At 56.4% G+C, this 13,229-nt stretch carries 14 protein-coding genes and 1 tRNA gene; 6 read left to right on the top strand and 9 right to left on the bottom strand.

What is annotated here, in order from left to right; translation table 11 throughout:
• Positions 1-10: 10 nt before the first annotated feature.
• Complete coding sequence (locus SIB56_RS06985) at positions 11-1,129, bottom strand: calcium/sodium antiporter (RefSeq protein WP_413326769.1); 1,119 nt, start codon at positions 1,127-1,129, stop codon at positions 11-13.
• A 124-nt stretch (positions 1,130-1,253) separates the two neighbouring features.
• Here SIB56_RS06985 and SIB56_RS06980 point away from each other — a divergent pair, with 124 nt between their 5' ends.
• Together SIB56_RS06980 and pyrC are read left to right on the top strand one after the other, a co-directional pair.
• Positions 1,254-2,915 carry a SulP family inorganic anion transporter gene (locus SIB56_RS06980; RefSeq protein ID WP_413327197.1) on the top strand — a complete coding sequence of 554 codons (1,662 nt, stop codon included), beginning with the start codon at positions 1,254-1,256 and terminating at the stop codon, positions 2,913-2,915.
• 1 nt (position 2,916) lies between these two features.
• Positions 2,917-4,032, top strand: coding sequence for a dihydroorotase (pyrC, locus tag SIB56_RS06975; RefSeq protein ID WP_413326767.1), 1,116 nt, complete (start codon positions 2,917-2,919; stop codon positions 4,030-4,032).
• A gap of 112 nt (positions 4,033-4,144) precedes the next feature.
• Here the strand turns inward: pyrC and SIB56_RS06970 are convergent, their stop codons facing one another.
• The 6 genes from SIB56_RS06970 to SIB56_RS06945 form a co-directional block, all read right to left on the bottom strand.
• Positions 4,145-4,921, bottom strand: a complete 777-nt coding sequence (locus tag SIB56_RS06970) for an SDR family NAD(P)-dependent oxidoreductase (RefSeq protein ID WP_413327195.1) — start codon at positions 4,919-4,921, stop codon at positions 4,145-4,147.
• Between the two features lie 127 nt (positions 4,922-5,048).
• Complete coding sequence (locus SIB56_RS06965) at positions 5,049-7,751, bottom strand: MGH1-like glycoside hydrolase domain-containing protein (protein ID WP_413326765.1); 2,703 nt, start codon at positions 7,749-7,751, stop codon at positions 5,049-5,051.
• Positions 7,752-8,190: 439 nt separating this feature from the next.
• A complete protein-coding gene (locus tag SIB56_RS06960) occupies positions 8,191-8,673 on the bottom strand; it encodes a TerB family tellurite resistance protein (protein ID WP_413326763.1) in 483 nt (160 codons plus the stop codon).
• Between the two features lie 651 nt (positions 8,674-9,324).
• A complete protein-coding gene (locus SIB56_RS06955) occupies positions 9,325-9,549 on the bottom strand; it encodes a hypothetical protein (RefSeq protein WP_413326761.1) in 225 nt (74 codons plus the stop codon).
• 195 nt (positions 9,550-9,744) lie between these two features.
• Positions 9,745-9,830 (bottom strand) — tRNA-Leu (locus SIB56_RS06950).
• A 143-nt stretch (positions 9,831-9,973) separates the two neighbouring features.
• On the bottom strand, positions 9,974-10,336 hold the full coding sequence (locus SIB56_RS06945; protein WP_413326758.1) for a hypothetical protein: 363 nt from the start codon (positions 10,334-10,336) through the stop codon (positions 9,974-9,976).
• Positions 10,337-10,708: 372 nt separating this feature from the next.
• Here SIB56_RS06945 and SIB56_RS06940 point away from each other — a divergent pair, with 372 nt between their 5' ends.
• Genes SIB56_RS06940 through trpA form a run of 3 tightly spaced genes read left to right on the top strand, consistent with a single transcriptional unit; the run spans position 10,709 to position 12,148 of the window.
• Positions 10,709-10,954, top strand: a complete 246-nt coding sequence (locus SIB56_RS06940) for an NAD(P)H-quinone oxidoreductase subunit L (protein ID WP_413326756.1) — start codon at positions 10,709-10,711, stop codon at positions 10,952-10,954.
• 3 nt (positions 10,955-10,957) lie between these two features.
• Positions 10,958-11,296 (top strand): DUF3007 family protein, encoded by a 339-nt coding sequence (locus SIB56_RS06935; RefSeq protein WP_413326754.1) that lies wholly within the window; start codon positions 10,958-10,960, stop codon positions 11,294-11,296.
• A gap of 45 nt (positions 11,297-11,341) precedes the next feature.
• Positions 11,342-12,148, top strand: coding sequence for a tryptophan synthase subunit alpha (gene trpA, locus SIB56_RS06930; RefSeq protein ID WP_413326752.1), 807 nt, complete (start codon positions 11,342-11,344; stop codon positions 12,146-12,148).
• Between the two features lie 3 nt (positions 12,149-12,151).
• Here trpA and SIB56_RS06925 read toward each other — a convergent pair whose 3' ends face one another.
• Positions 12,152-12,520: an AbrB family transcriptional regulator gene (locus SIB56_RS06925; protein ID WP_413326750.1), complete on the bottom strand. Its 369-nt coding sequence runs from the start codon at positions 12,518-12,520 to the stop codon at positions 12,152-12,154.
• 94 nt (positions 12,521-12,614) lie between these two features.
• Between SIB56_RS06925 and SIB56_RS06920 the strand changes: the two genes are divergently transcribed.
• On the top strand, positions 12,615-12,884 hold the full coding sequence (locus SIB56_RS06920; protein ID WP_413326748.1) for a YciI family protein: 270 nt from the start codon (positions 12,615-12,617) through the stop codon (positions 12,882-12,884).
• Here SIB56_RS06920 and SIB56_RS06915 read toward each other — a convergent pair.
• Positions 12,860-13,192 (bottom strand): c-type cytochrome, encoded by a 333-nt coding sequence (locus SIB56_RS06915; protein ID WP_413327193.1) that lies wholly within the window; start codon positions 13,190-13,192, stop codon positions 12,860-12,862. The two genes, SIB56_RS06920 and SIB56_RS06915, sit on opposite strands and share 25 nt — an antisense overlap.
• Positions 13,193-13,229: the final 37 nt, after the last annotated feature.

The following is a 13,229-nucleotide window of genomic DNA, read 5'->3' as shown; positions in this document are numbered from 1 at the left end:
GCTCGCGGAATCAGCTCGGCTCGTTGGGTTGCTTCAGTCGCTTGCGTTGCAGTTGTCGCCAGTACAACCCCGCCTGAACAACAATCACCACGACCACAGCCGGAACCACGAGGCAGAGCATCACGAGGCGGAATTCGTCCTGCCAGCTGGGCATGGTGCGTGGCAGAACCTGATCCACGACATAGAAAACGTAAAGTGCCAGCAGGATGCCTCCCTCCAAGCGGCTGATCTTGCCCTTGGTCCAGAAGATGGGCATGCAGGCCAGGGCGGTCATCAACATCACCGGCATGTCCCGTTGGATCAGGATCGGGCTCACCTCCAGTCCGCCGGCTCCCGCTGCAGCGATCGAACTGGCTCCCAGAACCATTAGGTGATTGAGCAGATTGCTGCCGACGACATTGCCGATCGCCAGGTCTGTGCGGCCCTTGATCGCCGCCACCAGCGAGGTGACCAGCTCCGGCATCGAGGTTCCGGCTGAAACGATCGTCAGTCCGATCACCGCTTCGCTCACACCCAGGTAGGCGGCGGCACCGCTGGCACCGCTGACGAGAATCCTGGATCCGAACACCAGAAGCAGAACGCCGAGCAGCAGAGACATCAGCGCCTTGAGGAAGCCGCGCTTGCCCTGGTCGGGATTCACTTCGGGTTCAGCCCCTTCAACCCCGTCCGGCTCCTCACGGGCGGTGCGGATTTCCCAGATTGAATTGATCACCAGGGCCAGCAACAGAGCCACCCCCGACTGCCAGGTCACCCGTCCTGCCGAGGCCATCCCCCAGACCGCAGCGGAGACCGCGATCATCAGCGGAACATCCCTGCGCACAAGACGGCTTTCCACGCGCAGCGGCATCACGACAGCGCTGCTGCCGAGCACGACCATCACATTGAAGATGTTGCTCCCCACCACGTTGCTCACGGCCAGGGAATCCAGTCCTTGCAGAACGGAATTGACACTGACGAACAGCTCCGGAGCGCTGGTTCCGATGGACACCACAGTGAGGCCAATCACCAGCTGTGGAATTCCGAAGATCAGCGACAGCGTCACCGCCCCCTGGACGAAGACCTCGCCTCCGGCAAACAACAGGCCGATCCCGATGAGGACCTCCAGAACGGATGTCAGAAAGTCGGGCATCATTTGCAGCGGCCAGACCTCATTGTGCGCTGCCAGCTAATGCCCGTCCGGAAATAACCCGCTGCGATTCAGTCCGTTATGCGGACCGGCAACTAGCATTCCGCCACATTTGAAACGGTTCGGCGTGTTTCTGAATCACATCAGCACACGCAACGTCCGCGGGGATGTTTTCGGCGGTGTGACGGCCGCCGTGGTCGCGTTGCCTATGGCTCTGGCCTTTGGTGTGGCCTCTGGCGCCGGTGCCGCCGCAGGACTCTGGGGCGCTGTGATCATTGGCCTGGTGGCCTCCCTCTTCGGTGGGACTCCCACCCTGATCTCCGAGCCGACTGGTCCGATGACGGTGGTGTTCACCGCCGTCATCCTCAGCTTCACAAGTCAGATTCCCGACAAAGGCACCGCCCTCGCCATGGCCTTCACCGTGGTGGTGCTGGCCGGTGTTTTCCAGATCCTGTTCGGTTTCTTCCGGCTGGGCCGCTACATCACGATGATGCCCTACACGGTGATCTCGGGCTTCATGTCTGGGATCGGCGTGATTCTGGTCGTCCTGCAGCTGGCTCCCTTTCTCGGTCAGAGCAGCCCACCCGGAGGTGTGATCGGAACGCTGGGCGCTCTGCCGGAGCTGGCAGCTGGTGTTCAGCCGCTTGAGCTGGGGTTGGCCGTGATCACCCTGCTGATTCTCTGGTTCACCCCCGAGCAGCTGAAACGATTCTGCCCGCCGCAGTTGCTGGCTCTCGTGGTGGGGACCGTGCTGTCACTCACGCTCTTCGGTGACGCTGATCTGCGCAGGATTCCTGAATTCACCGCCGAATTCCCCAGCTTCAACCCCCCAACCTTCTCGGGTGAGCAGATCCGTCTGATGGTGGTGAACGGTGCCGTGCTCGGCATGCTCGGTTGCATCGACGCACTGCTCACCTCGGTCGTGGCTGACAGCCTGACCCGTACCGAACACGACTCCAACAAGGAACTGATCGGGCAGGGACTGGGCAATGTGATGTCAGGTCTGTTCGGTGGACTGCCGGGAGCCGGAGCCACCATGGGCACTGTGGTCAACATCCAGGCGGGTGGTCGTTCAGCCCTCTCCGGCATCGTCCGCGCGTTGATTCTGATGCTGGTGATTCTGCTGGCAGCTCCACTGGCATCCCAGATTCCTCTGGCGGTGCTGGCGGGAATCGCTCTGAAGGTGGGCTTCGACATCATCGACTGGAGCTTCCTTCAGCGCGCTCACCATCTCTCCATCAAAGCCGCGTGCATCACCTACGGCGTGATCGGCCTCACCGTGCTGGTTGACCTGATCTGGGCGGTGTTCATCGGGGTGTTCGTGGCCAATGTGCTCACCATCGAACGCATGACTGCCCTGCAGGCAAGGGGTGTGAAAACCATCAGCACCACTGACGATGACGTGGAACTCCCGGAAGATCAGCAGGCCCTTCTCGATCAGGCGGCTGGTCGCCTGCTGCTGTTCCAGCTCACCGGTCCGATGATCTTCGGTGTGGCCAAGACCATCAGCCGAGAACACAACGCCATCGAGGACTGCGAGGCGGTTCTGTTCGATCTGACCGAGGTCTCCCATCTAGGCGTGACGGCATCACTGGCGCTTGAAAACGCCATCAAGGAAGCCGTTGAAGTTGGCCGGTCTGTCTACCTCGTGGTGATGAACGGCTCCACCCGAAATCGCCTTGAGAAGCTCAAGCTTCTCGAGCTTCTGCCCCAGAATCACGTGAGCGAGAATCGGGAGGAGATTCTGCGCCGTGCGGTGGGTGAGCTTCCAGTCCTTCAGGAGGTCTGACTTGGCGGAGGTTCCAACGTCCCTCGTGCTCCGCCGTCCGGATGACTGGCACGTGCACCTCAGGGACGGGAGCATGCTCCGTGCTGTGCTGCCGGCCACGGCGAGAACCTTTGCCAGGGCCATTGTGATGCCCAACCTCAGGCCTCCGGTGACCTCGGTCGTTGAGGCTGTGGCCTATCGCCGCAGGATTCTCGAAGCTCTGCCGGATGACATCAGCTTCGAGCCGCTGATGACGGCCTATCTCACGGATGATCTCGATCCGGATGAGCTGGCCAGAGGATTCGCCCTGGGTGCATTCCGGGCGGCCAAGCTCTACCCCGCCAATGCGACCACCAATTCAGCGGCCGGTGTGAGCGACCTCTCCAGGATCTCGGCCGTGCTGACGCGGATGGAGGCCATTGACATGCCCCTGCTGATTCACGGCGAGGTCACGGATCCGGATGTGGATGTCTTCGATCGTGAGGCCATGTTCATTGAATGGCATCTGAAACCTCTCCGCCAGCGCCACCCGCGCCTGCGCATCGTGCTGGAGCACATCACCACCGAGGAGTCGGCGACTTACATCCGAGAGGCTCATCAGAACGGTGATGACCGGATCGCCGCCACGATCACTCCGCATCATCTGCATCTCAACCGCAACGCGATGTTCATCGGCGGCCTGCGCAGCGACTTCTACTGCCTGCCGGTGGTGAAGCGGGAATGCCATCGCAGGGCTCTGGTCAAGGCTGCGACCAGTGGTTTGTCCTGCTTTTTCCTCGGTACGGATTCCGCTCCCCATCCCCGCTCCGGCAAGGAGTCATCCTGCGGTTGCGCGGGCATCTTCAATGCCCTGCACGCACTGGAGAGTTATGCCGCCGTGTTTGAACAGGAGGGAGCTCTTGAACATCTCGAGGGCTTCGCCAGCGAGCACGGTCCTCGTTTCTACGGCATGCCGCTCAACACCGACATCGTGAAGCTGGTTCGACGGGAGCAATCCGTTCCAGCGCGCCTGGTTCCGCCCGAATCCGCTCGAATCGGGGATGACGCTCTTCCCGACAGTGAATGGCCGCTGCTGTTCCATGCCGGAGAAACTCTGGCCTGGTCTGTTGAACTGGATCAAGCTTCCGGTGGAAGCTGAACCTGGCCCGGCCAAGCCATCTCTAATACTTGGTGCAAGGCGTTCTTCTGACCCAGCGGAGAGCTCCAGTCAGGGTTCCCAGTTGTTGAACGACCGACGCAGAGCTGGTTGATCAAAGCCCTGGGCTGCTCATCATGATCCCGCCGTCTGCGAAAACACTGGTGGCCGTCATGTAACTGGCACCGTCGCTGGCCAGGAATGCCACCACAGATGCAATCTCCTTCGGTTCCGCCATTCGACCCACAGGGATTGCGGAATTGAGTTTGGCGAGCAACTCGGGATCCTTCATCGTGGATTCGTTGATCGGCGTGGCCACAGCACCCGGACCCAGGTTCACGATCGAGACGCCCTGGCTGGCCAATTCCACCCCTGCTGTGCGGGTGAGCATGCGGACTCCTCCCTTGGCCACGCAGTAAGGCGTGTTGTTCGGCATTGGCCAGTCCTCATGGACAGAGGAGATGTTGATGATGCGCCCACCATGTCCCTGCGCGATCATCTGTTTCGCGGCGAACTGGGTTGCAAAGAACACTCCACGCAGATTGACGTTGAGAACTCTGTCAAAGTCATCGGGCGTGGTGTTGAGGATCGAGGTTCTGGTCTCGATGCCGGCGTTGTTCACCATCACGTCAACCTTTCCGAAGGTCTTCACGGCGGTGTCGACCAGGCGCTGAAGATCCTCCAGTTTCCCAACATCGGCCTGAACACCGATGGCCTGGCCCCCAAGCTCACCGATCTCCTCCACCAGTTCTTCGGTTTGATCCGGGTGTGAGCGGTAGTCGATCACGACCTTGGCTCCAAGGGAACCAACCGCTTCCACGATTGCCTTGCCGATACCGGAATTGCCGCCCGTCACGATGATCACCTTGTCACGCAGACACAGGGGCTCCATTGCATTGGGGACCTGAGTGGCCATGACAGTCAGGGCAGGACAGCTTCTCGATAGCCGTTTTTTCTGGAGCTGTCAGTGCTCCCTGTCTGAACGGCGGTCAACGCGAAGCGTGCTGTGTTGGCGGCCTTCAGCCCCAGCGATGCAGTTGAGTGATCATTTTGGCGACAACAGCCGTCCAGCCCGTCTGGTGGCTGGCGCCGACGCCAGCGCCGGTGCAGCCGTTGAAGTATTCATTGAACTGGAATAGGTCCTGCCAGGCTGCATCGTTCTGAAACAGCTCCACATCTCCGTTGAAGGCACGTCGTCCCTCGGCATCCCGTCTGAAGATGCCAACCAGCCGCGTCTCCAGTTCAAGTGAGATCTGCCAGAGGTTCAGTTCACGTCCAGAACCTGTCGGGAATTCCATCCTGAATTCGTCTCCGAGGGCATGGCCAAATTTCTGCAGAGCTTCGATCAGCAGATAGTTGATCGGCATCCAGACCGGTCCACGCCAGTTGGAGTTACCTCCGAACATCGCGACGGGACTGTCAGCGGGGCTGTAGCTGATCGTCGCGTAGTCGTCACCCTGTTGATAGGAGTAGGGAGTTTTTTCATACACCTTGGAGAGACTGCGGATTCCGTAAGCTGAGAGAAATTCCTGCTCGTCGAAGACCCTGGTGAGAATCCGCCGCAGTCGATCAGGCGGCACGATCGAGAACAGCACACGATCGCGATGCCATGAACCCAGATGGCTGATCGCCTCAAACGGCGCCCCGCGCTCCTCTCCCAGATCCGTGAGATAGCTGCGCACATCAAGTGAGGGGATGGCTTCGACAGTGGAGGCATCAAATGTGGCGATGGCGAGCAGCGGAATCAGGCCGCTCAGAGACCGTGTCCTCAGGTAATCACTGCTTCCGTCCGGGCGCCTGAGCACGTCGTAGTAGAAACCGTCCTGCTCGTCCCAGTTGACGAAGCCACGCCCGCTGGGGCTGTTCAGGGCGTAGGTGAGACGACTGAAGTCAGTCACGAACCGTTCGCAGAGGCTTTTGTATTCCTCTCTGTCTTCAGACAGCAGAACGCATGCCTCGAGCATGTTCAGGCTGAGCATGCCCATCCAGGCTGTGCCGTCCGACTGCTCGATACGGCTCCCATCCTTCAGGGGGTAGCGGCGATCGAAGATCGCGATGTTGTCGAGTCCAAGGAATCCACCTTCGAAAAGACTGTCGCCGTTACGGTCTGTGCGGTTGGCCCACCACCCGTACTCCAGAAGCAGTTCGCGCAGGCTTGCACGCAGAAAGGGATAGTCATTGCGGCCATAGCAGCGTCTGGAGATCTGGAAAATACGCAGCGCTGCCCAGGCACCGATCGGTGGGTTGGCATCGGAGAGTGCCCATTCATAAGCCGGCGACTGACCATTGTTGGCGGTGTAGGACGCCTGGCGCAGCATGCGCGACTGGCGCTTGGCTTCGCCTGGATCAAGCTCCGCAAACGCCACCGCATGGAACATCAGGTCCCATTGACAGAAGTAGGGATACTCCCAGCAGTCAGGCATGGAAATGATGTTGCGTGCCCGGAGGTTGCGCCAGTAAGCGTTTTCGCTGTGCCAGCGCTCCTCGGGCGGCTTGGCTGAGTTGCTGTCGCCTCGCAGCCAGCGAGCCACGTACCAGCCGTAGAACTTGCGGCACCAGAACAGACCTGCCGCAGCTGCTGCGTGAATGGCTCTGTCCTCATTGTCGAGACCCGGTGCCACCCAGTGCAGGTGGTCCTGCCAGTCCTGGCGACGCTGCTCAATGAGGGCGGAGACTGCGATCGACTCGGGCGCTGTTGTCGCAGACCTTCCGCTGGTCTCGCGTCGGCAAAGTCTCAGATCCACCTGCCAGACCTCACCTGGATCAAGCCTGCGCTGCAGATGCAGAGCGGCCTTGCTTCCGGTCTGATCCGGATTCACAGCATCAGCCTGCGCTTCGATCAGATATCGGTGAAAGGCATCTTTCACGTAGGGCTGCTTCAGAGGCTGGTTGTAAAGCCGCTGTGTGTTGGTCTCGTTTTCGGTGAACAGCCAGGTTCCAGTCTCGCTGCAACTCAGCCCGTAGGAGCCCAGCCCCGCAACATCACTGCTGACCAGCAGGTCATCCTGCAAGCAAAGTGATGGTCTGCCGTTGTCAGGCTCCTCGTTCCTGCCCCATTCCCAGGTGTTGCGAAACCAGAGGCTGGGAAGCAGATGGAGTTCGGCGCTGTCAGGTCCATGGTTGGTGAGCGTGAGACGGATCAGCACATCCTCCGGTGATGCCTTGGCGTATTCGACCTCCAGATCGAAGAAACGGTTTTCAGCGAAGATGCCTGTGTGCACCAGCTCGAATTCCTGCTGTTCTCGACCGCGCCGCCTGTTCTCATCCCTGAGCTGTTCGTATGGGAAGCGCTTCTGCGGATAGCGGTAGAGCGCTTTGGCGTAACTGCCAGTGGGCGTGCCGGCCAGGTGATACATCATGTCCTTGATGTCTTCACCGTGATTGCCCTCGGGATTGCCGAGGCCGAAGAGGCGTTCTTTCAGAACGGGATCCTCGCCGTTCCAGAGCACCGGGGCGAAACAGAGCAGGCCCTGCTCATCGCTGTAGCCGAGCAGCCCGTCTTCGCCCCAGCGATAAGTGCGCAGATGGCTGTGGTCAAAGGGAAATGATTCCCAGGCATTGCCGTCAGCGGAGTAATCCTCGCGAACCGTTCCCCACTGTCTGTCGCTGAGATATGTTCCCCATCGATCCCAGGGTTGATGGTTCCCGTCGCGCTCTCTGCAGCGAACGAGTTCTGCAGGTTCCTCTCCTAACTGAGAGCTGGAGATCGCCGAAGTCGACATGAACGAACCACTCTCCTGTCCCAGAAGCTAGTGAGGGTGCTCTGGAATGCCCATCATGCAAAGGCTTTGACCATGAACGGTGACGGGAGCAGGGGGCATGAACACCAACAGGATCTTCATCACAAACATTGGGCGAAGTATTTGATATTTGATGTTTTTTGAAAAATTATTCGTTCATTTTTTCCACTAGTTGCTCTCTGGATTGCCCTCTGGCTTTTCTGCCTGTTTGTTATCCGTTTTGTTTTGGTGCAACTTTCAGCCACGCTTTCCAGTGCCAGTGCAAGCACTCCTGCTTCGTCTTCATCTGGGACTCCAGTTTCGCTCAGCGACACAATCCCACTCATCCAGGCCCCTTTTCTTTTCTTCAGAACTGTACTTAGCCAGCAGGTCCAGAATGATCTGATCATTTTTTGATTGCAATACGAGGTATTGCTTTGCACTAGATATGCTCAGAGATGTCTAGATTCATTGAAGGCAGGGCTTCATCAGGCCAATTGTCTTTGCCAAACAAAGCATCTCCAATGCTCTGGAGCAGAGATCTGCTCTCGCTGAGCTGTTTTCGAACACTGAATTCAATTTCCTCAAGTTCGCTTTCTTCAAGCTTTAAAGTTGTAATCAATTCTCGATATGCTGAACGTGCATCAGCATTGATGTCGAGCTGATCCTCGGGGTTGCGTGAAACTCCTGCGACTAATCCTGCGATACGTGCAGCAAGGCAACGGTCTCCGTGGCTGCTGAGTTGTTTGCCCAGGTTTGATAGTTTTGGGAGGTTCTCCTGGGTTATCCGAGGTACAGCTTTCAAGCCAAGTTGATCCGGTAACCCCAAGATCATTTTTTCCTCCTCTTCGGAGATGGATCCATCACTCAGAGCGATCACCTGAGCAATCAATAGAAGTGTTGAGTGGCTTGCTTCATGCGTCATCTATGCAGGACTCCTCAATGGTTGCTCTTCAGTCTGATGCAGGTCAAGCAAAGTTCAATCCAAGTCATCAGCAGTGGGATATTCCACTCTGTGTGCAAACAAGCAGAGAAGAGTCTTCTCTATTAATGTTCCTGTTAAAACTTTTGGCTTCAATAAACTCAAATTGCTTGTATTGAGGTCGATGAAACTTTTCGGTATATATTTAATCTGTCTCAACGATTTCAAAGAAGCGTAAACATACTCCTGTTCTTTTTTCGCGCCTAGTCACGTCATGGAAATTGATCTGACATCGCTGAGCTGCTCCTTTCAGCCAGGTCTTATCGATTGTCTTGACCACGGCCCAGAAGGATCATTGAAGCCAGCTTGACCCTGTTGGGGGAAATCCAGCGGTTTTTATCGGCCATCTCCATGACCTCCTTGATGAAAAAAGCGTTCGCTTCTCGCTTCGTCATAGGTGTTCCTCGTCACGTCCTTGTTACTCCAGCTGAAGCCGGAGATTCAAGTGCTAGGAGTCATTCCTTCAACCACTTGTGCTTTAAGGAATGGTGTTGAGTCTCATAGAGAGCACTTAGGGCATTCAGCAGGCACGACTGGAGGATTGATCGGATTCGACGGAGCCTGTGACTGAGGAGCCGCCGGCTCAACCACGATTCATGCCTTCAGAAAAGGTTTCAAGGAAGCCTCCATGCCCTGCCAAGACCTGCATTCGTTCGGCGCTGTGAGCGACATGTCCGTGTCCTTGGCAGTGCCCGGAGTCTCCTGTTGCCAGGCAGGTCGTTGCTCGTTCCAGCGGATTTGCTCGAGCAAAAGAACCATGTCGAGAGAGTTTGTTGATGAACCATGGGTTGTTTCAGGCGACTGAAACGCGATTGGCATGCATTTGGTGGTCTTTCTCAGGGAGGCCAATCCAAGACTTTTGGAACACGCACACACCGCTCCTCGCACAAGCACATGAACAAGCTGGCTCTCAATCTGGGATGTTTCATCCCGCCTCATTGAGGTAAGAACTCTGCAGATCATCGTGATGTAACTCCGAAGTATGGATCTGCGCGGGTGATTGCAAGTTATTTATGGGAGCAGCGGGACTTGAACCCGCACGTCAATAAATTGACAACAGATTTTAAGTCTGGGGCGTCTACCAATTCCGCCATGCTCCCTGGTGTTCTCTCGGTTTTCTGAGAGGTGGGTTGATTCTACACGCTTGGTTGCCAGTGAGACAACTTGAAAGCGTTGCGTTCTCGGGGTTACATTCCTCGAAAGTTGAAATAACATACTAATTGCTTTCGATGTTTTTCCAAAGTTATTTGTTTGTGTCAAAGTTTCTCATGCCATAGAACGAAAATCCTGTTGAAGCCCCACTTGCAACAGGGCTGGTCTCTTCCTTGCGTTGACGACTCAAGCACTTTCTTTCTTCATGTTCAGGTAGGCGAAAGCCTTGAAAAGAAATCTGCAATTTGATCCCAGACTTCCTGATCTTTGGTAACGATTTAGGAACCCATGCGTTCGGACAATCTGATGTCGGATTCTCCCGATTTATCGAATCAATCTCTCTGTTATTTGCCCAATAGTGATAAATAGCTGCATCATCCAACAGTTCTCTGTCTGCCGGTGCATCTCGATAGGCGCGTACCGGGTTGATTGGTATGGCGAGTTCGATTTTCATTCCATGGAACACAAATTTCAGGTTGCTTACGTCGCCCCTCTTTTTCGTTGGCAACGGCTTCCGCTGGCCTGAATCTGTCGTCTCGCTGCTGGCGTTGTGGACGCCCTTGAGCTGTCACGAAACCGGTGAATTGTTGTCGACGTGATCGAGGCGGATGACCTGCTTGTGGTCTGTTTTGCAGTCGTGCCGCTTGGATGCCTGCCGCAATCAGTTGCCAGCAGCGGCAAGAATCAGAGCAACCTGATTGATCCAGTTGTCTTCATCGAGGCACACACAGGTTTGTGGATAGCATTGCCTTTATCGATGCCTGTGAGCTGTCACCAGCAGCGATGCGGCATTCTAGATTCTCTTTTAGTGGCCCTTTCGCTGACCATGGAGACTCTCTTCAACGTGATTTCCCTGGAAACCCTTTTGGTGATTGGTGCCTATGTGGCACTGGGCGGTGCCTATCTGGTGGTGGTTCCTCTCCTGCTCTATGCCTGGATGAGCCGGCGCTGGCCCGTGATGGGCAAGTATGAGCGCCTTGGAATTTATTCACTGGTGTTCCTCTTCTTCCCGGGATTGATTGTGTTCGCCCCATTTCTCAATCTCCGCTTCAGCGGCCAGGGTGAGGTCTGACTGTTGACGCGTGCCGGGGTGTTGAAACTGGGCTTCGGTCTCCTTCTGGCCGGCGGTCTGGGTTACTGGCTGTTTCAGGCCCTCGGACTGGAAGGGTTTTCCGCAGGTATCGCCGCGGAGGCCCTTCTTATCGTGGTGGTGTTGGTCTGGACCAGTTCCTATCTGTTCAGGGTTGTGACGGGGCGCATGACCTACATGCAGCAGCGCCGTCGCTACCGCAGCGGATATGACGACCTCACCGCTCAGCAGCTTCAGGAACGTTTTGATGCCATGACACCGGAGCAGCAGCAGGCTTTGATGGCTTCGATTGCAGAAGAGGAGTCCAGTCAGGCAGCGGACTAGTTCCAGTCGACCTTTAGGCTCGCCTGCATCACAGTTTCAGAATCCGTGACAGAGGTGTCCTCGCGCATTGCAGAGGTCTTTGTGAAGACCGCCCGAGAGCAGCGTCTGGCACTCATGCCCTTCGTGATGGCTGGCGATCCTGATCTGAAGAGCACCAGTGAGGTGTTGCTCAGTCTTCAGAACCATGGAGCCGATGTTGTTGAGCTGGGTATTCCCTACAGCGATCCTCTGGCTGATGGGCCGGTGATCCAGGCTGCAGCTCACCGAGCGCTGGAGCAAAACGTCACTCCCTCCAAAGTTCTGGAGATGTTGAGTGGGTTGCGTGGACAATTAACAATGCCGGTCGTGCTGTTCACCTACAGCAATCCTCTGCTGAATCGAGGAGCAGAACGTTTCTTTTCGGAAGCCGCCGCTGCCGGAGTTTCGGGCTTGGTTGTTCCTGATCTTCCCCTTGAGGAGGCTGAACGTCTTTCACCTTTGGCAGCACAACATGGCCTCGATCTTGTACTCCTTGTTGCTCCAACAACTCCGGAACCAAGGAGGAAACGGATCGCTGCTGCAAGTCGCGGGTTCACTTATCTGGTCAGTGTCACGGGTGTAACCGGAGAGCGATCATCGCTTCAGGAACGTGTCGGTCTGCTTGTCACTTCCTTGAAACAATGTGAGAAGGGTCCTGTTGCCGTTGGCTTTGGAATCTCCGGCCCTGAGCAGGTTCGTCAGGTGCGTGAATGGGGCGCTGATGGAGCCATCGTCGGCAGTGCTCTGGTCAAAAGAATCGCCGCTGCACAACAGGGCTGCGCAGCGGCGGAAGCAGGTGAATTTTGCCGGGAACTGCGAGCAGCAGCCGGCTGAAAATCAATCTTCGTCTTCGTCGGCGCCGCCTACTGGCACGAGGCGAATCTGTTTACGCCCGAGCTTGATCTCAAACTCATCTCCAGGCTTGAGATCAAGCATGGCGGTGTAAGCCTTGCCGATCAAGAGATTGCCGTTTCCTTGCACGGTTGCCACGTAGGAAAGTTTGCGACCACCCTTGCCTATACCTGCTGAACCACCACCAAGTTCGATGCCCTTGGCATTGAGAAGTGCTTCGTAGAAAGCAGTGAAGTTAACGCGATCAGACCCATCCTTCTTTTTTGAGACATAACCACAGGCTGTTGCCAGGTCTGTTTTGGAGACGTCACCTAAATCCTTGACCTTCGCAAGGAGTTCAGCACCAGTGAGCATCATCGTTAAAGAAATCTACCCCCTGAACATAGCGCTTAATGTGCAGCATGTGCCAACCTTTCGGCGCAGTTTCTTTTCAACCGGAGGTGAAACTATGGCTCGATTCGTTCTCTGGGGGATCTATTGCGACAACGCATTGGAAAAAAGAGTGCCCTTCCGTGATGAGCATCTTGAGCGTCTCAACGCTCTCAAGGAAAATGGGACATTGATCACCCTCGGCCCAACTGTTGACAGCACTCACGTTTTTGGAGTGTTTGAGTCAGACAGTGAATCAACCGTGCGCGCTCTTGTGGAGGCTGATGTCTACTGGCGTGAAGGAATCTGGACTCAACTGGATGTTTATCCCTGGATCCAAGCGTTCTGAGCCTGTTGCCAGATCCACTCGGCAACGACGTTGTCATTGCCTTCTCCAAGGGCATCGGCATAACCACTCATTTGCCCGATTCCTTCACGCGCGATCTGCGCGATTGCTTCAGGATTGTTGAGCTCTCGTTTCTCCAGAGCCTTGAGCTTCAATGTTCGTCCTCGGCGAATGATATTGCCACCGTTGGGATGACATCCGGCGCAGTGCAGATCAAACAATTGTTCTCCAGATCCACTGATGCCCCATGCAGCTGCCCCCTGCCAGAACAGTGCGATCACCACCAGCGTTCCTGCCAGGAGTGTTTTCATCCACCAATCGACAGGAGATTTCAGTCTGCCTTCCTGC

It is taken from the genome of Synechococcus sp. MIT S9503, from assembly GCF_047304175.1.
Taxonomy (GTDB): domain Bacteria; phylum Cyanobacteriota; class Cyanobacteriia; order PCC-6307; family Cyanobiaceae; genus Synechococcus_C.
The sequence above is the reverse complement of the archived record's forward strand: the minus strand, read 5'-3'. Positions and strand labels throughout refer to the sequence as shown.

Bases quoted from the DNA above. Each gene is read 5' to 3' on its own strand.
- SIB56_RS06985 (WP_413326769.1), bottom strand. From the start codon at position 1,129: ATGCCCGACTTTCTGACATCCGTTCTGGAGGTCCTCATCGGGATCGGC.
- SIB56_RS06970 (WP_413327195.1), bottom strand. From the start codon at position 4,921: ATGGAGCCCCTGTGTCTGCGTGACAAGGTGATCATCGTGACGGGCGGC.
- SIB56_RS06965 (WP_413326765.1), bottom strand. From the start codon at position 7,751: ATGTCGACTTCGGCGATCTCCAGCTCTCAGTTAGGAGAGGAACCTGCA.
- SIB56_RS06960 (WP_413326763.1), bottom strand. From the start codon at position 8,673: ATGACGCATGAAGCAAGCCACTCAACACTTCTATTGATTGCTCAGGTG.
- SIB56_RS06955 (WP_413326761.1), bottom strand. From the start codon at position 9,549: ATGCCAATCGCGTTTCAGTCGCCTGAAACAACCCATGGTTCATCAACA.
- SIB56_RS06945 (WP_413326758.1), bottom strand. From the start codon at position 10,336: ATGAAAATCGAACTCGCCATACCAATCAACCCGGTACGCGCCTATCGA.
- SIB56_RS06940 (WP_413326756.1), top strand. From the start codon at position 10,709: ATGGAGACTCTCTTCAACGTGATTTCCCTGGAAACCCTTTTGGTGATT.
- SIB56_RS06925 (WP_413326750.1), bottom strand. From the start codon at position 12,520: ATGCTCACTGGTGCTGAACTCCTTGCGAAGGTCAAGGATTTAGGTGAC.
- SIB56_RS06920 (WP_413326748.1), top strand. From the start codon at position 12,615: ATGGCTCGATTCGTTCTCTGGGGGATCTATTGCGACAACGCATTGGAA.
- SIB56_RS06915 (WP_413327193.1), bottom strand. From the start codon at position 13,192: ATGAAAACACTCCTGGCAGGAACGCTGGTGGTGATCGCACTGTTCTGG.